Source organism: Pseudoprevotella muciniphila (assembly GCF_003265305.2).
GTDB lineage: Bacteria > Bacteroidota > Bacteroidia > Bacteroidales > Bacteroidaceae > Alloprevotella > Alloprevotella muciniphila.
Map to the genome: position 1 here is coordinate 2,149,249 of NZ_CP033459.1, position 23,583 is coordinate 2,172,831.

Annotated in this window: 20 protein-coding genes, 1 tRNA gene and 1 CRISPR repeat array; of the genes, 10 read left to right on the forward strand and 11 right to left on the reverse strand. The window is 48.4% G+C overall.

Annotation, left to right across the window (positions count from 1 at the left end; translation table 11 throughout):
- Positions 1-106 precede the first annotated feature (106 nt).
- From cas9 to C7Y71_RS08685, 4 genes are all read left to right on the forward strand, one after another.
- Positions 107-2,776: a type II CRISPR RNA-guided endonuclease Cas9 gene (gene cas9 / locus C7Y71_RS08670; protein ID WP_394366626.1), complete on the forward strand. Its 2,670-nt coding sequence runs from the start codon at positions 107-109 to the stop codon at positions 2,774-2,776.
- Positions 2,773-3,660, forward strand: coding sequence for a type II CRISPR-associated endonuclease Cas1 (gene cas1 / locus C7Y71_RS08675; RefSeq protein ID WP_111898227.1), 888 nt, complete (start codon positions 2,773-2,775; stop codon positions 3,658-3,660). Before cas9 ends, cas1 begins: the two co-directional genes overlap by 4 nt.
- Positions 3,657-3,992, forward strand: coding sequence for a CRISPR-associated endonuclease Cas2 (cas2, locus tag C7Y71_RS08680; RefSeq protein ID WP_111898226.1), 336 nt, complete (start codon positions 3,657-3,659; stop codon positions 3,990-3,992). Before cas1 ends, cas2 begins: the two co-directional genes overlap by 4 nt.
- A 91-nt stretch (positions 3,993-4,083) precedes the next feature.
- Positions 4,084-4,774: a CRISPR direct-repeat array (repeat unit 36 nt; unit sequence GTTGTGGTTTGATGTAGGAACCAAGGATATAACAAC).
- A 244-nt stretch (positions 4,775-5,018) separates the two neighbouring features.
- On the forward strand, positions 5,019-5,771 hold the full coding sequence (locus C7Y71_RS08685) for a four helix bundle suffix domain-containing protein (protein WP_111898242.1): 753 nt from the start codon (positions 5,019-5,021) through the stop codon (positions 5,769-5,771).
- 43 nt (positions 5,772-5,814) lie between these two features.
- On the opposite strand, the gene C7Y71_RS08690 is transcribed toward C7Y71_RS08685, so the two are convergent.
- Positions 5,815-6,660 (reverse strand): carboxylesterase family protein, encoded by an 846-nt coding sequence (locus C7Y71_RS08690; RefSeq protein WP_193215889.1) that lies wholly within the window; start codon positions 6,658-6,660, stop codon positions 5,815-5,817.
- A complete protein-coding gene (locus C7Y71_RS08695) occupies positions 6,657-7,748 on the reverse strand; it encodes a mannose-1-phosphate guanylyltransferase (protein WP_111898223.1) in 1,092 nt (363 codons plus the stop codon). Before C7Y71_RS08695 ends, C7Y71_RS08690 begins: the two co-directional genes overlap by 4 nt.
- Before the next feature lie 219 nt (positions 7,749-7,967).
- Between C7Y71_RS08695 and C7Y71_RS08700 the strand changes: the two genes are divergently transcribed.
- Positions 7,968-8,049, forward strand: a tRNA-Leu gene (locus C7Y71_RS08700).
- Between the two features lie 168 nt (positions 8,050-8,217).
- On the opposite strand, the gene greA is transcribed toward C7Y71_RS08700, so the two are convergent.
- Positions 8,218-8,682: a transcription elongation factor GreA gene (gene greA / locus C7Y71_RS08705; RefSeq protein ID WP_111898222.1), complete on the reverse strand. Its 465-nt coding sequence runs from the start codon at positions 8,680-8,682 to the stop codon at positions 8,218-8,220.
- Positions 8,683-8,894: 212 nt separating this feature from the next.
- Complete coding sequence (locus tag C7Y71_RS08710) at positions 8,895-9,431, reverse strand: hypothetical protein (protein ID WP_146739396.1); 537 nt, start codon at positions 9,429-9,431, stop codon at positions 8,895-8,897.
- Positions 9,432-9,657: 226 nt separating this feature from the next.
- Between C7Y71_RS08710 and C7Y71_RS08715 the strand changes: the two genes are divergently transcribed.
- The 5 genes from C7Y71_RS08715 (at position 9,658) to C7Y71_RS08735 (ending at position 15,214) form a co-directional block, all read left to right on the forward strand.
- Positions 9,658-10,002: a MerR family transcriptional regulator gene (locus C7Y71_RS08715; protein WP_111898241.1), complete on the forward strand. Its 345-nt coding sequence runs from the start codon at positions 9,658-9,660 to the stop codon at positions 10,000-10,002.
- Between the two features lie 234 nt (positions 10,003-10,236).
- Positions 10,237-11,613: a DNA repair protein RadA gene (gene radA / locus C7Y71_RS08720; RefSeq protein ID WP_111898220.1), complete on the forward strand. Its 1,377-nt coding sequence runs from the start codon at positions 10,237-10,239 to the stop codon at positions 11,611-11,613.
- A 14-nt stretch (positions 11,614-11,627) separates the two neighbouring features.
- Positions 11,628-13,283, forward strand: coding sequence for an NAD(P)/FAD-dependent oxidoreductase (locus C7Y71_RS08725; protein ID WP_111898219.1), 1,656 nt, complete (start codon positions 11,628-11,630; stop codon positions 13,281-13,283).
- 135 nt (positions 13,284-13,418) lie between these two features.
- Positions 13,419-13,727 (forward strand): helix-turn-helix domain-containing protein, encoded by a 309-nt coding sequence (locus tag C7Y71_RS08730; RefSeq protein ID WP_111898218.1) that lies wholly within the window; start codon positions 13,419-13,421, stop codon positions 13,725-13,727.
- Positions 13,724-15,214, forward strand: coding sequence for a type II toxin-antitoxin system HipA family toxin (locus C7Y71_RS08735; RefSeq protein ID WP_111898217.1), 1,491 nt, complete (start codon positions 13,724-13,726; stop codon positions 15,212-15,214). The genes C7Y71_RS08730 and C7Y71_RS08735 overlap by 4 nt, the downstream gene beginning before the upstream one ends.
- 287 nt (positions 15,215-15,501) lie before the next feature.
- Here C7Y71_RS08735 and C7Y71_RS08740 read toward each other — a convergent pair whose 3' ends face one another.
- The 7 genes from C7Y71_RS08740 to C7Y71_RS08765 all read right to left on the reverse strand — a co-directional run bounded on the left by C7Y71_RS08740 (position 15,502) and on the right by C7Y71_RS08765 (position 23,578).
- Positions 15,502-16,215 (reverse strand): lipopolysaccharide kinase InaA family protein, encoded by a 714-nt coding sequence (locus C7Y71_RS08740; protein ID WP_111898216.1) that lies wholly within the window; start codon positions 16,213-16,215, stop codon positions 15,502-15,504.
- 181 nt (positions 16,216-16,396) lie between these two features.
- On the reverse strand, positions 16,397-16,561 hold the full coding sequence (locus C7Y71_RS08745; protein ID WP_262883948.1) for a helix-turn-helix domain-containing protein: 165 nt from the start codon (positions 16,559-16,561) through the stop codon (positions 16,397-16,399).
- A 90-nt stretch (positions 16,562-16,651) separates the two neighbouring features.
- Positions 16,652-18,001 carry a dipeptidase gene (locus C7Y71_RS08750; protein ID WP_111898215.1) on the reverse strand — a complete coding sequence of 450 codons (1,350 nt, stop codon included), beginning with the start codon at positions 17,999-18,001 and terminating at the stop codon, positions 16,652-16,654.
- A gap of 15 nt (positions 18,002-18,016) precedes the next feature.
- Complete coding sequence (locus C7Y71_RS08755; RefSeq protein WP_111898214.1) at positions 18,017-20,074, reverse strand: glycoside hydrolase family 20 protein; 2,058 nt, start codon at positions 20,072-20,074, stop codon at positions 18,017-18,019.
- Between the two features lie 25 nt (positions 20,075-20,099).
- A complete protein-coding gene (locus C7Y71_RS08760; protein ID WP_111898213.1) occupies positions 20,100-22,325 on the reverse strand; it encodes a GH92 family glycosyl hydrolase in 2,226 nt (741 codons plus the stop codon).
- Positions 22,326-22,389: 64 nt separating this feature from the next.
- The gene (locus C7Y71_RS11875; RefSeq protein ID WP_193215890.1) at positions 22,390-22,557 is read right to left on the reverse strand and encodes a hypothetical protein; all 168 of its coding nucleotides are present in this window, start codon (positions 22,555-22,557) and stop codon (positions 22,390-22,392) included.
- Positions 22,547-23,578 carry a S41 family peptidase gene (locus tag C7Y71_RS08765; RefSeq protein ID WP_111898212.1) on the reverse strand — a complete coding sequence of 344 codons (1,032 nt, stop codon included), beginning with the start codon at positions 23,576-23,578 and terminating at the stop codon, positions 22,547-22,549. Before C7Y71_RS08765 ends, C7Y71_RS11875 begins: the two co-directional genes overlap by 11 nt.
- Positions 23,579-23,583: the final 5 nt, after the last annotated feature.

Below are 23,583 nucleotides of genomic sequence, written 5' to 3' on the forward strand. Positions count from 1 at the left end.
TCACAGCCTCAACCCTCGCAACTCTTTGTAAATAAACGGCTTTCTGTGTTTTTCGTCCCCTCTCTCCCTTATACGCTTCGTTCTGTGCCCCATAGAAAAGAGCAAAATAATCCCTAAGTTCAAGAGAAAATCAAAAAAGAAATTCCCATTCGAAGACATAGCCAAGGAATTGGCTGGTAAGAAAAACTATTGTTACTTCAAAGACAAGGAGCAGAAGCCTTATAAGTTCAATTACCCGATGGATACATCAGTATCCGGAAGTGTGGTCAATGCCCAACTTGAGGAAATCTTCGGCAGCGATTGGAAAAACGCCGTTTGCGAGGTCTATACTTTGTCTGACGGCAAGACACAAGACGAAATCGTCAATGACGTCTGGCATGCATTGTTCTTTTATGACGATGAAGAAAAACTCAAAGGTTTTGCCAAAAACCGCTTACAACTCAGTGATGAGGAGTCGGAGAAATTCTGCAAAATAACACTACCAAGCGATTACGCAGCACTCAGCATGAAAGCCATCCGAAAAATACTGCCTTATATGCGCGACTACGGACTGATTTATTCAAAGGCCGTCTATTTGGCAAATTTGGGAGAGGTAATTCCACAAGAGATTTGGGAAAATGAGGAGGCACGGAAGTCTGTGATAGACGAAGTGAAAGATGTGATGGAAAACGTTGAAATCGGCAAACTTTCAGGAAATTTAGGAACTGTTGTCAGAGAATATTTGAGCCAAAAGTATGGTGTTGACGAAAATGCTTTGAATAGGTTGTACCATCCGTCCATGTTGGAACATTATCCGCAACAGCGTTCCAATAGTGATGGCATCTTCCAACTTGGCAGTCCGCGCATCAACAGTGTACGCAACCCGATGGCGATGCATTCGTTATTCAGGTTGAGAAAAGTGGTCAATCTGTTATTGAAAGAGGGCAAAATAGATGAAAAGACCATCATTCATATAGAGTTTGCAAGGGAACTGAATGATGCCAACAAACGGAAGGCTATTAAGTTTCTCCAAAAAATAAACGAAAACGACCGAGATGCATGCAGAAAGAAAATTGAGGAATTGGGTTATACCTCCGTTTCTGACACAGACATCCTGAAATATCAATTGTGGGAAGAGCAAGGCCACCAATGTCTTTATACAGGCGAGCAAATCGGTGTGAAGGACTTCTTGGGAGAAAATCCGAAATACGATATAGAGCACACCATACCGCGAAGTGCGGGAGGTGACAGTACCAAGGAAAACATGACCTTGTGTAGCAGTAAGTTTAATCGCGAAGTAAAAAGAACCAAACTGCCTACAGCGTTGCCAGATTATGATGAAATCTTGATGCGTATTGAGTTTATGAGAGAGAAGTATGAGAGTCTGGACAAGCAAATAAGGGCAATAAAGCGCAAGTCAGCAACAACCAAGGAGCAAAGGGATTCGGATATTCAAAAGCGGCATCAATTAAAGATGCAGCGCGACTATTGGAAAGGCAAGTACGACCGATTCACGATGGAAGAGGTGCCCGAAGGTTTTGCTCGCAGGCAGGGTGCAGGCATCGGCTTGATTTCGCGCTATGCTCGCCTATATCTTAAGTCGGTTTTTGAGAAGGTATATGTGGTTAAGGGTAATGCTACAGCGGAATTCAGAAAGATTTGGGGTATTCAGGAAGAATATACCAAGAAGGAGCGCGTGAATCATGTTCATCACTGTATAGATGCTATAACGATTGCTTGCATAGGGCTTGACGAGCATAACAAACTTGCTCATTTTTACCATCAGGTGGAAGAATATAGGAACAACGAAAAGAATAGACCTCAATTCGTAAAGCCCTGGCCGACATTTACGGAGGATGTCATGAAAATTCAAGATGAGTTGCTTGTGGCGCACTATAGTCAGGATAATATGCCGAAACATACACGAAAGAGGGTAGGCAAAACGTATATACAAGGTGATACCGCGCGTACATCTCTTCACAATGAGACTTATTATGGTGCTATTGAAAAGGATGAGGAGGTGAAATATGTAGTCAGGAAACCGCTTGATGGCATGGAAGAAAAAGATGTCAAGAATATAGTGGATGACGTGGTGCGCCAAAAAGTGGAAGATGCTATAGCAAAACACGGAAGTCTGAAAAAAGCAGTGGAATCCACAATCTGGATGAATGAACAACTGCAAATACCTATTAAGAAAGTACGCATTTATGCAAAAAATGTTGTTAGACCACTGCAAATACGCCAGCAGCGTGACCAATCAAGAAAAGAATACAAACGCCAGTACCATGTAGAGAATGACCGTAACTATTTGATGGCTATCTATATCGGTAAAGATAAGAAAGGGAAAGAAAAAAGAGACTTTGTGGTGGTAAACAATCTTGAAGCAGCTAAATATTACAGACGTAGCAACAATGCGGAAGGAGGTTTAGTGCCAGATGTGAGCGAAAAGAATGGTTTCTCCCTTGCTTACTGCCTGAAGATAGGAACAATGGTGCTGCTTTATGAAAAATCTCCAGAAGAAATTTGGTTGTCCGATAAGAAAGCTTGGCAGAGAAGACTATATAAAGTTACGGGACTTTCTTCTTTGGTGATAAGTAGTTATGTGTATGGTACAATATCATTGATTCATCATCAAGAGGCAAGAAGGAGCAGTGAAGTAAAACTGAAAAATGGTGCTTATGCTTCAAATGAGGAATTAAGATCTGGCATTAAGATGTATCATACCCAAATTAATGCCCTCGTTGAAGGAGTTGATTTTGTACTGAACGATTTGGGCGAAATCAAGAGACTAAGATGATAAAGCAGACTTTAATATTTACAACTCCAGTGTCTTTGTCTTTAAAGGATTGCCAGTTGGTTATCTCAAAGAAAGAAGACGATACCATTGTGACGCGTCCGATAGAAGACATCGGCTTTGTGGTGGTGGACAATCCGATGGTAAAGATGACAGTGCCATTGATAAATGCTTTGACAGAAAACAATGTGGCTACTATCTTTTGCGACAGCCGTCAAATGCCCAGTTCTATGCTCTTGACGCTGGAGGGTAATTCCACTCAGCAAGAAAGTTATCGGTTTCAGATAGAGGCAAAAAAGAGTACCAACAAACAACTTTGGAAACAAATCATAGAAGCAAAAATAAAAAACCAGTCGGCACTTCTTAAACTAGTGGGTAAGGATGGCGACAAACTAAAGCCATATTATATGAATGTGAAATCAGGGGATTCCGACAACAGAGAAGGCATTGCTTCACAAATTTATTGGAAAACCTTGTTTGGCAAGGATTTCCTGAGAAGCCGCGATGGTTTTTCGCCAAACAATCTGCTGAATTATGGGTATGCCATACTTCGTGCAGCGGTGGCACGCGCGTTGGTGGGGTCGGGACTCCTGCCCGCTTTTGGCATATACCATCGCAATCGCTACAATGCTTTTCCTTTGGCAGATGACATTATGGAACCATACCGTCCCTTTGTGGATGAAATAGTTTACCACCAATATATGGATGAAGAAGTTGATAGTCTTAACAAGGAGGTAAAAATACAACTGCTTAAATGCCTGACGTCAGATGTAAAAATGAATAAAATAGTAAGACCTCTGCAGATTGCATTGTCAATGACAACGGCATCGCTTGTGAGGGTGTATAAAGGTCAGGAAGGTAAATTGGTGCTCCCGGAAATGAAATGAGTGAAATTAGACTAAATGCATATCATATCATGTGGCTGTTCGTATTTTTCGACTTGCCGGTAACTACGAAGAAAGAACGCAAGCAAGCCGCACAGTTTCGTAAGGAACTGATGAAGGATGGCTTTGCGATGATGCAATTTTCTGTGTATATCCGGCATTGTGCTTCTTATGAAAGTCAGAATGTACATCTCAAACGGATTAAGGCCATTGTGCCCCCGAAAGGAAAGATAAGTGTACTCAGCGTAACAGATAAACAATATGGGAATATTCTCAACTTTTGGGGCAAAGAAAAGAAAGTAATAAGCGAACCTGTACAGTTGGAACTTTTTTAATACTTTTGCAAAAAGAAACCTATATTTTTCCATTTCCTAATACATAAATACATAAGTTATATACTGAAAATCAGTAAAATAAAGCGATTAGGTTGTGGTTTGATGTAGGAACCAAGGATATAACAACGAGTGTGATGGAGTGTGAGTCGTGTGTGGTGTTGTGGTTTGATGTAGGAACCAAGGATATAACAACCCGACTGCTGGGTGACATTCAGGCGGAGCTGTTGTGGTTTGATGTAGGAACCAAGGATATAACAACTCTTGTGAGAGACAACTATAATGAAGATTGTTGTGGTTTGATGTAGGAACCAAGGATATAACAACTGACCTGCGTCGTCCCGTCGCAGCCGAGACGTTGTGGTTTGATGTAGGAACCAAGGATATAACAACACGTGCACCCGCATCATACTGCTCCTGTGGTTGTGGTTTGATGTAGGAACCAAGGATATAACAACCTTTCGACCAGCAGTAAGGACAGCGGACATGTTGTGGTTTGATGTAGGAACCAAGGATATAACAACGTAACGCGCGGCTGTGTCTTCCACCACTTGTTGTGGTTTGATGTAGGAACCAAGGATATAACAACGATTTTGAGTATTTAGACGATGCCGATTTAGTTGTGGTTTGATGTAGGAACCAAGGATATAACAACCGCTCGAAACACTTATGCTTAGTATGAATGTTGTGGTTTGATGTAGGAACCAAGGATATAACAACAGTAATCGTGCCACCCTTGCCTGCAATAGGTTGTGGTTTGATGTAGGAACCAAGGATATAACAACCCGGATTTTCCAGATGTTTCAGGATTTCCGGATTTTTCGGAATTTCTCGGTTTTGGCTTTTGTGGGGGCTTTTCTTTTACGGAAAGTCCGGGATGTCCGGAAAGTCCGGGATGTCTGGAAAGTCCGGGATTTCTGGAAGGTCAGGAAAATCCGGACAATCTGGAAGTTTGATGCGGGCACAAAGGCTATATCAACTTTTTATGTAAATTTGTAGGTGAAATCAGCAATAGAATATAGAATGCTTATGGTGTCAAAAGAAAAGAACAAGTCAAAAGAAAAGAACATAAGTCTGGAACGTTACGAAGATGGCACACCGAGCGTTATGCGCAAGGCGACAGTCTATACAGAGTTATACTTCTACCGTAAGAGCGATGTGCTTGTTCAACTCACAAAAGAATTCTGCAATCGCTTTCTTCCCCGTTATGGCGACCGCACCAAGGACCAGATGATACAGGCTGCGCGCTCCATAAAGCAAAATATCGCTGAAGGGCTTACCGACGGGCAAACATCCTTCGAGATGGAGATAAAACTGCTTGGCACTGCTAAGGGCAGTAACAGGGAACTCTTGGAGGATTACCAAGACTATATTAAGCAGCATAACATTCCCGAATGGGCAAAGGAAAACACTGGCCGATACAATGTTATGCGCAACTTTTGCTATGAGCACCACGACGAAAAAGATTACCGCCCCTATTTCACACGCTGGACCGACGAGGAGATGGCAAACGTCGCTATCTGCCTGTGCCACATGGTGGACAAAGCCCTGACCACTTTCCTTAAAAAACGCGACCGCGAGTTCGTAGAAGAAGGCGGCATAAGGGAGCGTATGACTGCTGCCCGCCTTGACGAACGCGGTACACAGAAGCAAATCATTGCACAGCAGGAACGCGAAATAGCAGAACTAAAGGCGAAGATTGCCTCTCAGCAACGCGAAATAGAAGTGCTCAAGGCTCAGATAAACAAGGCGGAAGCGGATAGCAACGATTTTTCCGGATAGTCCGGATGTTCCGGATGTTTCGGGATTTCCGGAAATTTCGGGCTTAAGGCGTCGTGATTTTCCTGACGATGTCGAACTGTGTCCATTCGGGCACGAGTTGCTGATAGACATCCTTCAAGTCGCTGAGGGTGATGTCTATCTCGCGGTAGGTTTCGCGAGGATTGTCGGCAAGATTGTGCCAAAAGAGCCAGTCGTAGGCCTGGTGGGAATACATGAGACGGGCAAGGTCGCCGTGACTGGCTCCTGCCCACCAGCTGTATCTCAGGAGTTTGTCCTGCCCGCTTTCCTGCAGGGCGCGTACCACCTTTTTCGACTCTTCGATGTTGATGGCGCGGTCGGCTGTGCCATGGAGTATCCAGAGGGGTAGTCGTCCGAGTCCTGACTTGTCTTTCAGCGTGGTTCCGCCGCAGATGGGCATGGCGGCTGCTATGCGGTCGGGGTAGGTGCCGGCAAAGTCCATCACGCCGTAGCCGCCGAGACTCATGCCGATGGCATAGAATCGGTTGCTATCGACGTCGTAGTTCTGCTCCACCCATTCGAGGCATTGCATGATTTTCTCGGGTTTCCACGGTCCGCCCGGGTTTTGTGGTGCGATGATGAAGCAGGGGAAGTAGAGCCCGCGCTGCAGGGCATCGAGAGGACCGTATCGTCTCACTTTCTGCATGTCGGTGCCGCAGAGGCTTCTGCCGTGGAGGAACACGAGGACGGGCACTCGCTCGCCGTCCACCACGTATTCCGGCGGTGCATAGAGCCAAAAGTTGTAGCCGCCTTCAGCCGTAGCCTTCATGGCAGCCAGTTGACCCCGCTCCTGTGCCGAGACTTGGAGCGAGGCGAAAAAGGTGCTGAGGAGCAATAGTCTGATGAAGGAGCGTTGCATAAGAGAGGTCATACGAACTTTCCTTCGTCGTCCATTTGTGCCTGATTGATGTATGTGCGCAGGATGTCGGTGTTGTTGTTCGGGCAGACCACGATGACGCCTTGCTGCATCGCCACGAGGTAGCCGCTGAGGTCCTTCAGGCAGACGAGTGTGCCGTTGGGCACGCTGATGACGTTGTCCTTGCAATTCGACAACATGGCGATGGCTCCTTTATCAACAGCATTACCATCCACGTCCTTCTTCATCACATTGCGCACACTGTCCCACGAACCGACATCAGCCCATCCGAAGTCGCATTCGCGCACACAGACATTGGTGGATTGGTCGAGGATGACGAGGTCGATGGAGATGCGCAGGCTGGCGGGGTAGTACTGATTGATGAGTCGTCGTTCCTCTTCTGCCGTGAGCACGCGCTTCTCTTCGCGCCAGTGTTCTGCCACACCGGGCATGAGTTGCTCAAGGCGGCGTGTCAGTGTGGGCAGTTGGCAGAGGAACAATCCCGTGTTCCATACGAATTCTCCACAATCGACGAACATCCTGGCGTATTCCTCGCTGGGCTTCTCGCTGAACGATTTTACCTTGTATATAGGTGCTTCTTCGCTTGTGAGTTCGCCTTTCTGAATGTATCCGTAGGATGTGTTGGGCATGGTGGGCTTTGCGCCGAGTGCGAGGATTTCTTCGTGGTCCTCCACGTAATTCAGTCCTTCTCTGACATCCTCCTTGAAGCGTTCCTGATTGATGATGATCTGGTCGGCTGGCGAAACGATGATGTTCGCCTTGGGATCGATCTGCTCAATGTGGAAGGCTGCCCATGCCACGGGAGGTGCAGTGGAGAGTTGTACGGGCTCTTCGAGTATCTGGTCGCGCCTGAGTTCAGGCAGTTGCTCCAACACGAGGTCAACGTACCCGGCATACGTGGCAACAAAGATGTGTTCCGGTGGAATTATTTCTGCGAAGCGGTCGTACGTCTGCTGTAGAAGCGATCTGCCAATGCCGAAGAGGTCCATGAACTGCTTGGGGTATATCTGTCTGCTTACAGGCCATAGTCGCTTGCCGGATCCTCCTGCGAGGATGATGCAATAATCGTTGTGTTTTATCATTTTTGTTCAACTTTTACAAGGTTGCGGGGCATTGCTTGTTCTGCCCATCTTTTTTTGCAAATGTATGAATTCCTACTTTTATAACGCAAAAAAAATGTTATTATTTTGTTAAAGGGTCAGAGAGTTGCTTAAGCAGGTGAAACTTTGCCGGTATGCGCAAAAAAAATGTTTAAAAAGTTTTTCCGATTGGCGCCGTTGCATTATCTTTGCACTCGCTAAGCCCAGATGGCGGAATTGGTAGACGCGTTGGTCTCAAACACCAATGCCGCAAGGCGTGCCGGTTCGATCCCGGCTCTGGGTACAATAAATTAGCACTTAAAGCACTGCAATCAGATAGGTTGCGGTGCTTTTAATTTTTGACTATTGGTAAATCACTGGCAAAAAGCCCTCTTTTCATGTTTGTTTTTATTAAGGTGTTGCTGTTTTATTTACAAAATCAAAAAAGGTTGTAATAGTACAACCATTTTTCCTATAAATCAACCTTATCTATTCGCAGTTTCAAGAGCCCTGCCGGGACAGCCACCTCTATGGTGTCGCCGGCTTTCTTGTTGAGCAACGCCTGACCTATGGGCGACTTTATGGAGATTTTTCCCTCGCGCAGATTAGCCTCGTGGGGGCTGACAATCGTATAGTTCATTTTTGCGCCAGTGGTGAGGTTGGTCATTTCTACTTTGCTGAGCAGGGCTATGCTGTCGCTGTTGAGCCGCGACTTGTCCATGACGCGCGCATACTTCAGCACATTCTGCTTGAAGCGTATGCGGCTCAGCAGGCGTGCCTGTTCGCGCTTTGCTGCATGATACTCGAAATTCTCGCTGAGGTCGCCTTTGTCGCGCGCTTCAGCAATAGCATCTTTCACCTTGGGCAGTTCCTCATGTATCATCTGCCGCAATTCCTCTACAAGTTTGTCGTAGCCCTCTTGAGACATGTATTCCATGGTTCATTCATTTTTTGCGAAAAGCAAAGGTAAGTAAAAAGGCTGAAAGCCGGAAATGGGGGGCAGCCAAAATAAGACGGCTGCCCCACGGAGTGTTTACTCTTGAAGGGGCAGCCGTCGTTCTAATCCCAAATTCTATTACCTTTTCATCATTCTTAACCTTGCATATTATATTTTTTCACACATTATAGGTATGTTTTGCGATAGTGGTTTTAGAATCCATCCGGTCCGCCAAAACCACCAGGGCCTCCGAATCCGCCAGGGCCTCCGAATCCGCCAGGTCCGCCTTGGAAGCCGCCTCCGTTCATGTTAGGCCTGTTGCCGCCACGGCGCATGCCGCGGTCGTTGAAAACGCTGTACACCTGCTGTGGGGTGAGTTTTTCGCTGAATTTCTTATAGTATTCGCGTTTCAGCCTTACTGCGGCTTCTTCGCGTGCAAAGCCTTCGAGCACTTTTGCTGTGGCTTCTTCATCGGTGAGTTCTTTCTTCTTCTTATCGTTGTCTCTGTCTCTGTTTCCGAATCCCCCCGGGAATTGTGTGCCCATCAAGGTGTCGCGGTATTCGGTATAGAGCGAAATAAACCATTGCTTGGTGTCGCCGTCGAGTTTCATCTCTTTTGCTTTCTGTTCTGCCATGCGGCCAATCATTTCCTTACGGTCGCCACGGCCGCGACGTCCGCCCTGATCGTTTTGGGCAGACATGCTTGTAGCAAACAGTGCTACTGCCATAATCAATAATAATTTTTTCATACTGTTTTTTTTGTTGTTGAAATTTGATTTACATCTATTAGACGCAAAAAAGTTGAAAAAGTTTGCACGCAATCGATTAAAGAAATGTTTTTATCGACAAAATAAGTTTTTTTGAGTGCCGAATATTCCGATGACTCCGACTATTTCTGTGTATTCCGAATACTCGGAAGACTATCTGCTGACTTTCGATAAAATTTTTTATCTTTGTGCGTCAAATACAGTAATGATGGCAAACGAGAAGGACCTGAAACTTTATTACTCCATCAACGAGGTGGCTGAAATGTTCGGTATCAAGGACACCACTCTCCGTTTCTGGGAGCGTGAGTTCCCCAAGCAGATCAACCCGAAGAAGACGAGCCGCAACGTGAGGCAATACACAAAGGACGACATCGAGCAGATTCGTGTCATCCACAATCTCGTCAAGGTGCGCGGTCTGAAGATTTCTGCTGCCCGCGAACTGCTGAAGAAGAACAAGAGCGGTGTGCAGCAGGAGGCAGAACTCGTGGCGCGGTTGCAGAAAATACGTGCCGAGTTGATAGCCATAAAGAAAAACCTCGAAGAACTGGAATAGTCCCTGAATAATCAATTATTTAAGTTTCGGGAGTTCCATTTGCTCGAAGTTAAAGAATTTGAAGAAGTTATCGCTTCGATCGAAGTTATCGGAGTTAACGAAGTTAACGACGATACTTAGGTACGATAAAAGAAAGAAAAAAGAAGACATCAGCATAAGGTCTCGTCGTTAACTTCAAGGTGTTTCGATAACTTCAGAAAGTAGAATCAATTATAAAATAAAAAACTTTTCCCCGTGGCACAAAAGTCAAAAACCGTTTTCGTCTGCTCAAATTGCGGCTACGATGCGCCGAAATGGCAGGGCAAATGCCCCAGTTGCGGACAGTGGAACACGTTCAAGGAGATGACCATAATGCCGGAACGTCGCAGCGAGAAGATAGCCTCCGGTGTGCTCGATAACGGACATAAGTCGGAGCCCGTGCGTCTGTCTTCCATCTCGGCTGCCGAGGAACCGCGCATCGACACCCATGATACGGAACTCAACCGTGTGCTTGGTGGCGGACTTGTGCCAGGCTCGCTCACGCTCCTTGGCGGTGAGCCGGGCATCGGCAAATCCACCCTTCTCCTGCAGACCATCCTCGGTATGCGCGACAAAAACGTGCTCTATGTGAGCGGCGAGGAGAGCGAGCGGCAAATCAAGTTGCGCGCCGACAGGCTGAACCATCAGGGCACCGACTGCCTGCTGCTCTGCGAAACGGAGTTGGAGCGCATATTCGCACACATCAAGAACACGCAGCCCGACATGGTGGTCATAGATTCCATACAGACCATCTTTACCTCCACCATCGACTCTGCTCCAGGCAATATCACGCAAATCCGGGAATGCACCGCTGCCATACTGAAATATGCAAAAGAAAGCAGTGTTCCCGTCATTCTGATTGGACACATCACCAAAGACGGCACCATTGCCGGACCGAAAGTGCTGGAACACATTGTCGATACGGTGCTGCAGTTCGAAGGCGACCGCCACTACTTCTACCGCATCTTGCGAAGCATAAAGAACCGCTTCGGCAGTACGGCAGAACTCGGCATCTACGAAATGCGCAGCGATGGACTCATCGCCGTGGAAAATCCTTCGCAAGTGCTCGTAAACGAAGACAATGCCGAACTCAGCGGCGTGGCTGTTGCTGCTGCCATAGAGGGTGCGCGTCCATTCCTCATCGAGACGCAAGCCCTTGTCAGTACGGCGGCTTACGGTACACCGCAACGCTCCAGCACAGGCTTCGACACGCGGCGACTCAATATGCTGCTTGCCGTACTCGAGAAGCGCGTGGGGTTCAAACTGGGGCAGAAGGACGTCTTCCTCAATATAGCCGGTGGTATCCGCGTGAGCGACCCTGCCATCGACCTGAGCGTCATTGCAGCCGTGCTTTCGAGCAATGTGGATACAGGCATAGAGCGCAGCGTGTGCCTCACGGGCGAAGTGGGGCTGAGCGGCGAGATACGTCCCGTTACCCGCATAGCCCAGCGCATCAGCGAGGCACAGAAACTCGGTTTTGAGCGGATGATTGTACCGGCTGCCAACGTGAAAGGGCTCGACAAGAAAGGCATCACCATAGAACTCGTTCCCGTGAAGCGCGTGGAAGAAGCCTTGCGCGCCTTGTTCGGATAAGAATTCGTCAAGTTATGATATCACTTCGTCTCCCACCTGAAATTGCTTATACTCCCAGTCGTCTTAAAGCCGCTTGTGCTGATGAGATGGGGGTGGATGTGGCAAGTATTAAGGACGTACGCATACTTCGCCGTAGCATCGATGCCAGGCAGAGGCAGATTTTTGTAAACCTTTCTTTAGAAGTTTTTATCGATGAGCCTGCTCCCGAACTCTATTTTGCTCCGATAGTATATCCCGATGTCAACGGAAAGCCTGCTGTCATTGTTGTAGGTGCAGGACCGGGTGGACTTTTTGCTGCATTGCGGCTCATAGAACTCGGTCTGCGCCCCATAGTGCTGGAGCGAGGCAAGGACGTGCATGAACGCCGTAAGGACATTGCGCTTATTTCGCGAGAGCACACGGTAAACAGCGAGAGCAACTATAGTTTCGGCGAAGGCGGAGCAGGTGCTTTTTCCGACGGTAAACTCTATACGCGGAGCAAGAAGCGCGGCAATGTAGAGAAAATACTTCGTGTGTTTTGCCAACATGGAGCATCTACTGACATTCTTTGCGATGCCCATCCTCATATCGGTACGGACAAATTGCCGCGCATCATCGAGCGCATGCGCGAACAAATCATCGCAGCAGGTGGGGAAGTGCATTTCCAGACACGCGCTGATGCACTCATTATAGAAAAGCAAGAAGTCAGGGGAGTTGTTGCTTCCGACGGCAGGGCGTACGAAGGTCCCGTCATTCTTGCCACGGGGCATTCAGCACGCGATGTTTATCAGATGCTCCACCGCTCACAGGTTGCCATAGAGGCTAAAGGACTTGCCGTGGGCGTGCGTCTGGAGCATCCTTCACATCTTATAGACCAGATACAATACCACTCGCGCGAGGGTAGGGGAAAATATCTCCCTGCGGCAGAATACAGTTTTGTGGCGCAATGCACTGGCGCTGTGCAGCAGAAAGCGAAGAAGCGTGGCGCAAGCGTACAGAAGGGCGGTGGCGTGTCGCGCGGAGTGTACAGTTTCTGTATGTGCCCGGGCGGTTTTGTCGTGCCTGCTGCGAGCGGTGCGGAGCAACTCGTCGTGAACGGCATGAGTCCGTCGAACAGAGGTTCGGCATGGAGCAACAGCGGCATGGTGGTGGAGTTGCATCCGGAGGATATAGACAACAACTTTTCCGAATTGTTTGCCAACTGCGAAATGGAAGTGCCTGCAACAGACGACCCGCTCCGCATGATGCACCTCCAGAGCGCCCTCGAACGCATGACGTGGCAGCAAGGTGGTTGCAAACAGACAGCACCGGCACAGCGTATGTACGACTTCCTCAATGGGCGACTGTCCGGCGAACTGCCTGCCACAAGTTATGCGCCGGGTGTCATAGCCTCGCCGCTCCATTTCTGGATGCCAGGTTTTATCGTAACGCGCTTGCAGGAAGGCTTTCGCATCTTCGGGCAGCGCAGCAAAGGCTTCCTGACCAACGAAGCCGTTCTTATCGCCTCCGAAACACGCACCTCCTCGCCCGTACGCATCCTGCGCGACCAGGACTCCCTCCAAAGCCCGCATCTGCAAGGTCTCTTCCCCTGCGGCGAAGGAGCAGGATATGCCGGCGGCATAGTCAGCAGCGCCATCGACGGCGAACGCTGCGCCGAAGCCGTCGCACAGATGCTCGCGCGGGAGAAATAACCCCTCTTTTTGATATATTTTTCCGAAAATTTGGCAGATAGACAAATTGTGTCTATTTTTGCGCTAATAAATATACTTTGATGGTATATTATGCAAGATTTTAGGCTATAAATTAACAGAAATATAAAATTAAAAATGATTGATTATTCAGAACTTTCAGCTGTAGAGTTAGTGAGAATGTTAAGTGGCAGATTTAAGGAATATCGCCTGAGAGCCAACATGACACAGAAAGAAGTGGCAGAGATGTCGGGTCTTTCGGTACAGACTGTACATCGATTTGAGAACGGCACGGTAACTGACATAGCGCTGAGTTCCTTCCTGCTGCTGATAAAGGCGGTGGGTTGTATAAATGATTTGAACGAACTGATGCCTGAGCAGCCAGAGTCGCCTTATTTATATAAAGAGAACAAGAAGGTTCAACGGATAAGACATAAGCGGGCATGAAAGAGATTTTAAAAGTGTTCCTCTGGGGACAAGAAATAGGTCGTCTGACTTGGCATGAAGCCAGAAAGACAACATTCTTTATGTATAATCTGGAGTTTTTAAAAGGGACATTGGATATAGCGCCTTTGGTGGCTTCCATCCATCATCCATTAAGCACTCGTGCCATCTTCGGAGAAACGGAGCGTATATATCAAAAACTACCGTCTTTCATAGCAGATTCCCTTCCCGATGCATGGGGTAATCAGCTTTTTGAGCAATGGCGTAAGGCAAATAATATTACAGAAAGAACTGTAACTCCACTTGAAAAGTTGGCATTCATAGGCAGGCGAGGAATGGGGGCATTGGAGTTTGTTCCGGCAGTTGAACGCGATGCTGTGGCAGACAGGATAGACATTAAGGCTTTAGTTGATTTGGCAAACAAAATTGTTTCAGAGCGTGAGAGTGTGAGAATCATGCCCGATGAGTCGGTTACCTTGCAATCGTTGATAGCTGTCGGCACTTCGGCTGGAGGTCGCCAGCCCAAAGGAATTATTGCTATCGACAAAGAAACAAGAGAGATACGCAGCGGGCAAATTGATGCAGAACCAAACTTAGAATATTATATACTGAAGTTTGGCAACAAAGAGCGTTCTACGGCAGAAATAGAGCAAACGTATTACGAAATGGCTCTTGCGGCCGGTATCAATATGATGCAGTCGCGCATAATTGAAGTGGAAGGTGAAAAGCATTTCCTCACGAAACGCTTCGACCGCAATGAAACAGGTAAGTTGCACACGCAGACCTTGGCGGCGATGAACCCTGAAGCAGACAGCTATGAAAAGCTATTTTCAGTGTGCCGCAAATTGCATCTGCCGGAAGTTGATTGTCAGGAACTGTTCCGCCGAATGGTTTTCAATATACTTGCTAACAACACTGATGACCATAATAAGAATTTCACGTTTGTGATGAACCGTCAAGGCAAATGGCGACTGTCGCCGGCATACGACATGACCTACATTTTCGATTTGGGAGGTTATTTGCCTAACAAGGAGCATTGCCTGATGGTCGGTGGCAAGTTGCAAGACATTACTCGCGAAGATATTTTACATTTTGCTCGTGAAAACAGCATACATAGGGCTGATGCTGTCATTTGCGAAGTGGCTGCTGCCCTAAGGCAGTTCCGGTCTGTTGCAAAGAAAAACGGGGTGCCGGAACAATGGGCTGGCAGGATAGAAACCACGATTATCGACCATCTGAAATCATGGGGTGAATGGGAAGGTGAAAATGCTATGCCTGAGCAGATTATAAGCGGGCACACCGTTTCCAATCTCCGAATCGAGCAGGCTTACAAGGGCAATTTCCATCTTCTGGCAACGATAGATGGCAGTGAACGCAAATTTATTATAGGTAAGAACAAGGAGGAATACGCGCTGATAGAAAAGACGGGTATTGCCAATCTGACCTTTACGCAATTAAAGGCAATGGCAGAGAAGTTCTTCAAAACATAATTCATGTCAAAAACTGAGGTAAAGAAATATATCAAGTCATTGGAACGCAAATCATTGGAAGAGTTGGTTTTTAGACTTGTATTCAGCCCGTAAGGAAGCGAAAGAGTATCTGGAATATGTGATTTTCTTGTTTGTCAATTTCCAATTTGGCAGCAGTTTTACAGTATAATGTCCTTCGGGACGCATGTACGCTATTGCATAATAACAGGGGTTACGCTTCATAAACTTCGTTTATTCCGCTGCACCCCTGCCTGTATTCCTAAGCGCCTTCAGCGCTTATCTTTGTTTCAGTGTCCGCGCCGAAGGATTTTGTTCCTGTATTTCTCGTGCGACTGGGCGAAGATGTTGTAGCACGCTGTTTTGTCGGCGTGGCGGATTTCTGCATATTCGTCCAAGAGAAGTTTCAGGTTCTCGTCGCTGCAGTTTAGGCGTGCGAAGTTGGCGCAACCTTTTTCCACGCTCACGTGGCGCCCCTTGTGCACGCGGTTGGCATCGAGCAGGGCAAAGGTGTAGCCGTCGCCCACTTTGTCGAAGAGCACATGCTTCGTTTTCATATTGCGATGGGTGAAGCCGTCCTCATGGAAACGTGCGGCGTAGGCGGCGAAAGCGCGGACTACTGCTTTCTGTTCTTCTTCAGAAAGAGAGGGGAGGTCGTTGAGGGAATAGCGAAGCGGGGAGCGCACCGTGACGAAATATGTTCTTGACGTCAGCATCCTGCGACGATAGCGTACAAAAGCCACGGGTTCCGGACTCTCGTAGCCGCGCTCGCGCAGCAGGCGTTGTCCGATGTAGGCTTTCTTGCCTTTCGCCATCTTGTAGAATTTCAGGCGGTGGCGCATCGACTGACCGTATTTCTTTACAGACAGTTTCAGCCCGTCAACTTCAAGCGTGCGTATCTCGTTAAAATCGTCCTGCACTATTTCACCTTTCTGATAATGCTCTTCAAGATGTGCCAAAAAGTCGTGCAGGTGGCTGTATTTCGGATTAAGGATTATTTCCACGGTTTATGCAATTGCAATGATTATAAACCCTCTTGCCGGTCAGTCAACCGGCAGGGGCTTGACGACATTTTCCCTGCAAAAACAGGTTTGCACAAGGCTTTTATGCTACAAATATAGCAAATGCATCCGAATAGTCCAAATATATGCGGTCTAAATTGTTAAAATAGAAACACGAAAGGAGTCAAACACCTAATACGATGGAAGGGTCTATATTTAATTTTTGACTTATTAATCTTCCGGTTTTTAGCGAAGGTTCGCCTTTTCCGGAAACTATTTCACTAACACGTGCAGGACTTAAATTTAACATTTTTGCAAGCTTTGCCTGTGTAAGTCCCATCTCATACATTCGCAACTTGATTGTATCAATCAGAGTAGGGGGGAGCAATAGGATAATGGATAGCCTCATATTCCTCCACCAATGCAGAAATTATTTAACTCAGAGCGCCAAATGGAAGCCCACGACCGCCTCTATGCCTTTTCGGAGCATGTGGAGCGGGAAATTCTCGTTGGGGGAGTGGATGGCATTGCTTTCGAGGCCGAACCCCATCAGTATGGTTTTCACGCCGAGCACCTGTTCAAAAGTGGCAATGATGGGTATGCTGCCACCGCGTCTTACGGGCAGGGGGCGTTTGCCGAATGCCTGCTCGAAGCCTTTCTCTGCAGCACGATAGGCAGGGTGCGAGATAGGGCATACATAGCCTTCGCCGCCATGCAGGTAATCCACCTTCACGGTAACACCTTTCGGTGCTATGCACTGCAAATGGGCTGCTACCAACGCGCCTATTTCTTCGCTGTTCTGATGCGGTACGAGGCGAGTGGAAATCTTGGCGTATGCCTTGCTCGGAATGACTGTTTTTGCTCCTTCGCCGGTATAGCCGCCCCAGATGCCGCAGCAGTCGAATGCGGGGCGACAACTGTTGCGCTCAATGGTGCTGTAGCCCGTTTCGCCGAACACGTCGGTGATACCAATAGATTGTTTGTATTTCTCTTCATCGAACGGTATCTGGGCTATCATTGCACGTTCTTCGGGCGAGAGGTCCTCCACTTTGTCATAGAAACCGGGAACGGTAATTTTCCCGCTTTCATCGGTAATTTGGGCAATCATCTTGCAGAGTGCATTGATGGGGTTCATCACGGCACCGCCGAAATGCCCGGAATGCAGGTCGCGGTTGGGTCCCGTTACTTCCACCTGCCAGTAGGACAGACCGCGAAGACCTGTAGTAAGTGACGGCAGGTCGGCACTCAGCATCGACGTATCGCTCACAAGGATGATGTCGGCTTTCAGCAGTTCGCTATGTGTTTTGCAGAATGCTTCCAGGCTTGGAGAGCCTATTTCTTCTTCTCCTTCAAGAATAAATTTTACATTGTGCGTGAGCAGGTTGTTTTTTACCAGATATTCAAATGCCTTTGCCTGGATGAACGACTGCCCCTTGTCGTCGTCTGCACCGCGGGCAAAGATATGGCCGTCGCGTACTTCGGGCTCAAAGGGGTCGGACTTCCAGAGTTCAATAGGCTCCACAGGCATCACATCGTAGTGGCCATAGACGAGTACCGTTTGTGCCTCAGGATTAACTATTTTCTCTGCGTAAACCATTGGGTTGCCTTCCGATGGCATTACTTCTGCTTTGTCGGCTCCTGCAGCCAACAATAGTTCACGCCAACGCTCAGCACATTTCAGCATATCTGCCTTGTGTTCGTGCTCGGAACTGATACTGGGAATACGGATAAGGCTGAAGAGTTCCTCGAGCATGCGCGCTTCGTTTGTTTGAATATAATCCTTTATCATAATGTTGTTTTTTCTTTATTCCACTATTACTTCATCTGTAAATATCCAGCCGCCCTGCCGTCCGTTGGCTACTGCTGTGAGGCGGACGTAGCGGCACTTTGCCGTGCCTTTCCAGCCCATCTCACGATAGATGATGTCCGGAATGTCGGGACTGATGGTGTGAGTTTCGCGCCCCACTTCGCGGAAGTTGATGCCGTCGTCGCTGATGCTTGTAACGACTTCCTTCGGCAACCATATCCACTGGTCATTTCGCTGCATGTAACAGGCTTTTACGCCATGTATTTCTTTCAGTTTACCTAAATCGATGGTTACTTCAAAATTTTTTGTCTCCACTCCCTGCCAGCGCTTATCCTGATACATAAAACTGCCACGCACACCATCAGTCAGCGCTGAGTCGCCTCCGGCTGTGTATTTGTGTGAGTACTTGTCTGTATAAATGACGGGGCAGCCAGAAGCCAGATGCCTGATGCGTGTCCTTGCCTCTTTGCGGTCGCCTTTCTCGGCGGCGAGGTTGAATGTGTTGTACCCCATAGCGCGCAACCAGTCCACTTGCTGCAAGGCAAGGCTATGGAAATGCTGCCAGTTCTTGTTCTCCGGCAGGCTCCAACCATCTTCGGCAATGGCAAGTATGCGGGGGTAAATCATGTATTCGGCATGTTCTGCCGTAGGGATGTGCTCTGCCCATACGTTGCCCTGTACACCGAGGATATGCTTTGCCTCCGATGGTGTCAGTTCTGCAGGCACAGGATCGTAGGCATACGTCTTTTCGAGTGGGACGTATCCGCCCACACCCCTTGGTTCCACTTGTGGGTCGTCCTGAGCATTGTCGAGATAGCATTGCCATGGTGTCATCACGGCATCGTGCCCTGTGCGTGCTGCTTCTATACCGCCTTGCTCACCGCGCCACGACATCACTGTGGCACGCGGCGACAGACCGCCTTCGATGATTTCATCCCATCCGAGAAGTTTCCTGCCGTGAGCATTGAGGAAACTCTCTATACGACGTGTGAGATAACTTTGCAGTTCTTCTACCGATTTCAAGTTCTCATCCTGCATGCGCTTCTGGCATTTAGGACAATTCGCCCAATGCGAACGATTCGCCTCGTCTCCGCCGATATGGATGTATTCTGAAGGAAACAATGTAAGAACCTCTGTCAACACGTTTTCAAGAAACTCAAATGTAGCTTCGTTTCCAATGCAAAGTTCACCATTTTGGTATGGCTTGCCAGAGCAGCCGAGTTCGGGCATGGCTGCAAGCACTTCCCAACTGTGTCCTGGCATTTCTATCTCGGGCACAACGGTGATGTGGAGTTTTGCAGCATAGTCAACAATCTCCCTGATGTCTTTCTGTGTGTAGTAGCCGCCGTAGGCACCCTCAGGCAAACCTTTTTTTACATCGCAGAACTGCATGCCGGCAGCACCCCAGTCGGTCCACTTGTGCTGTGGGCGGTAGGCGGTTTTTTGTGTCAGTTGCGGGTATTTCTTGATTTCTATGCGCCAGCCGGGGTCATCGGTGAGGTGCCAGTGGAATCGGTTGATTTTGTAGTGCGCCATCATGCGCAACTGCTTCTTGAGGTATTCCTTGTCAAAGAAATGGCGCGACACATCAGCATGCCAACCACGCCATCCGAAACGAGGGGCATCATAAATTCTGCAGAAAGGAAGGATGTAGTTCTCACCTTGCTTTTTTGCCAACTGCTGCAGTGTTTGATGGGCATAAAAAAGACCTGCCGTTCCTGCTGCACTGATGTCTATGCCTTTGGCGCCAATCTCCATGCGATATGCCTCGGGCGACTCAAACTGCGGGTCGAGGTTGTCTATTGTGTACCGCACAGCGGCATCGTCTGCTTTTCCGATGGTGCGGAGTGAGAAGCCATTTGCTGCAATCTGTTCGGACAGGATTTTCATCTCCTTTCCTTTCAGCCCTATGTAGCAACTCATCTCGGAAGGTCTGAGGGTCAGCACCTTATCGCCTTTCTGGGCATATTGTGGATAGGGCACCACATCGAGCGCGCGCTGGGCAGTGGCGGTAAGAGATAGGCATGATGCCAATAGAAAAATCAGTCTCTTCATATTTTCTTATATAGTTTGCGAATGATTATTTGGTTGTAAACTCAATGGTACCGGCATCTATGAGTTCGTCGTGTGAGATGCGGAACGACTTATGGTTTTTGCCGTCAACCTTCAGTCCGGCAATTCTCTTCCCAGTGCCTTTCTTGTTGATAGTAAGGGTGGGGAGGTTATAGAAATTGCGGTCGAGGTGGATGGTGATTTTGTCGAACACTGGTGTTGTCAGTGTATAGGAGGGGTCGCCCGGACAGTCGGGATAGAACCCCATCATGGAATAGATAGCCCAAGCAGACATGGCACCGGTGTCTTCGTTTCCCGGCAGCCCGTCGGGTGCATTGCGGAAGTATTTGGCAAGCAGAGCCTGCGTGAGTTCCTGTGTGCGCCACTCCTCGCCACGGAAATAACTGAAGAGGTAAGGGTAGGTGATGTCCGGTTCGTTGGCAGGGTCGTAGAGATTGTTGTCGAACACCGACTGCAATTTCTCTACGAAAATCTTGTCGCCACCCATAGAGCGGGCAAGTCCTTTGATGTCGAAAGGCACATAGAACGTGTAGTTCCATGCGCAGCCTTCGTGGAAACCCGGATTTGCCTCGAAATTCTGGCCAGCAAGGGGATTGAAGTTCTTGAGGAAACTGCCGTCACCCACACGGGGGCGTATCATGCCTGTCTCCTTGTCAAAATAGTTTTTCCAACCCTCCGACTGCTTGAGCAGCATGGTTGCATCGTCCGCCTTTCCGAGATCGGTAGCAAGTCGCGACAGGGCATAGTCTGCCATATAGTATTCCAACGCAGCACTCACTGCAAAACTGTTTTCAGAGAGCACTGGGAGATAGCCATTTTGCCGATAGATATCGTTGTCGGGACGCAGAAAGTTTTCTGCGCCGCGGGTTGTGGCAGATTTCATGCAAAGAGCGTATGCAGCATTGATGTCGAAATCGCGTATGCCGCGCATCCATGTATCGGCTATGACTATGCTCGCGGGGTCGCCGTCCATGGTATTGGTTTCGCGTCCGTACAGTTCCCATTTGGGCATCCATCCCCACGATTTAGCCTTGTCCACCATGCTGCGCACCATGTCCTGCTGACGGTCGGGGAATAGAAGGCACAGCAACGGGTGCGTGTTGCGATAGGTGTCCCAAAGCGAGAATACCGTGTAGTGGTTGGAGTCTGTTTTCCCAATAGATGAAGATTCCATCTTGGGATACCTGCCATCAACGTCTTGCAGAACGTTAGGATGAAGCAACAGGTGGTAGAGACCTGTATAGAATACGGTCTTTTGCTCATCTGTACCGCCTTCCACTTCTATCTTCGAAAGGTCGTCCTGCCATGCCTTGCGGGCAGTCTGGCGGATATCGTCGAACGACTTTCCTGCCTGTTCTGCGTCAAGGTTTTTCCTTGCACCATCTATGCTGACAAAAGATATGCCTATACTGACTTCCACTTGGTCGCCTTCAGCACAGTTGTACGTGTAGTACACACCGATGTCATCGCCCGAGATTTCTTTCGTATATTTCTTGTAGAGTTTGTATCTTCCTGCGTGTTGGTCCCATGCCGCTTCGGCATCCATTTCGCGCTGTTTCTTCCAGTAGCCACAGGAGTCTGCTGCCTTGTTTACTCTCATTACGAAATACATAGGATACACGGCATCCGGCACGTTGTAGCAAAAATTGCCGAAGAGTTTCACTCCCTCTATTTCCGTATCGCTAACCATGCGCACAGTGGCACCCGACTCGTTGGTAAGTCCCTCGCCAAGGTTCATCAGGACATTTCCTTGTCCTTTTGGGAAGGTGAAGCGTGCACGCGAAGTGCGGGGCGTGGCTGTTACTTCCGTCTTTATGCCGTAGCGCGAAAGGATGTTGCTGTAGTAGCCTGGTGTAGCCACGGCGTTGGAGTAGGTGCTGCCATAGTCATGATAATCCACCGACAGAGTGCCTGTCGTTGGCATTAAAAGCAAAGATGAGAGGTCCGGACAGCCCACGCCGCTGAGGTTAACGTGCGAAAAGCCCGTCATCACGCTGTTGTCGCTGCTATAGGCTGTGGACCACCACCGTTTGTCCTTATCCCATTTGTTCAAGTTGCTTCCCATTACATTGAATGGTGTAACCGACATCATGCCGTGAGGCAATACGGCACCGGGGTTACATGTGCCGAAATTTGACGTGCCGATGAAAGGATTGACGTAATCCACGGCAGTTTTCTGTGCATGGGCAACTGATGCCATGCATAGGGCAAGGAAAAGGAAAATCTTCTTCATGTCTCGAAGTAGTTGAGGATAATGTGCGTTGTAGTGAAAATCTTCTTGGGGCAGTTCTATCTCGTTAGGTAGAATATAATTCCAGCGATGACAAGTAGCAGAAGAAACAGCCCCACATGAATGCAAAGCCGGTGGATGTGCTTACGGATGCGTGATTTTCTTTCGGGGTCTTGATGATTGTCCATGGTATTATTATTTTTTTCAGTGTTTTAGGTAAAATGTCAAGAATCATTTTTGAGGATTTTTCTCGCGGTTTCAAGAATGGTATCTATGCTCCGTTGATAATCCTCTGAGGCGATATCTACTTTAATGTCAGGGTCTATTCCCATTTCCGTGTCGTGCATCTCGATGTCGTACATCGGGCAGGCTGAGAAACGCAACGACCATCCGTTAGGTAATTCCGATGACAGAGGCATGCCCGAACCGCCACCCGTGCGGTCGCCAATGATGGTAACGTTGGGCAGTGGCTTCACGTACATCACAAAGCAGTTGGCTGCGCTATATGTTCTCCTGTTCACCAGCACAGCCACAGGCTTTTGCCAGCGCAACCCCTTGAAGGGTGTCAGTTCTATGGCTTCGGGCGAGGAGAAGTCGTTGTGTCCGGGGCCTGTCTTGTGCGACATGTAGCCCACGATGGTCTTCTCGTTGAAGAAGAGAGAGGCAAGGTCCTGAGCGGAAGAAATAAGGCCGCCGCCATTTGAGCGTATGTCCACTATGAGGGCATCGCACGCTGCGAGATGGCTCATCATCTGGCTTAAATTGCCGTCGCCAAAAGCGTAGTTGAACGATGAGCAACGCACATAGCCGACGTTGTCGTCAAGAACCTTGTATTGCAAGCCCGATGCAGAACGATATTCCTCTGCACGCCCGAGAGTCTTGCGGAGTAAAGAGTCGGAAAAGTTCATGGGATAGTCGTCGAACCATGCGCCATAGCGCGACACGTTGTGTGCTGCTGTCAGGTTGACATGTCCGTCGCGCAGTTCGTAGGTCATGTTGCTCAGCACCTCAAAGAGTTGGGCGTTTGTCATGTTTTCCGATATGGCAGGCAGGTAGCGTTCGCGCACCTCGTTCCAGTTGAGTCCATATTGCTTCGCTTTGTAGTCGAAGAAGCAATACCTCTCGTCGATGGTCTTCCAGAAGGCTTCGAAATTGCCGCGTTTGGTGTTGTCCTCCACATCTTCCGTGACACAGGATGTCAACGTGGCGATGCATAGGACCATCAGCGGGATAATTCGGTTCAGGAGGTGCGTCATGTCCG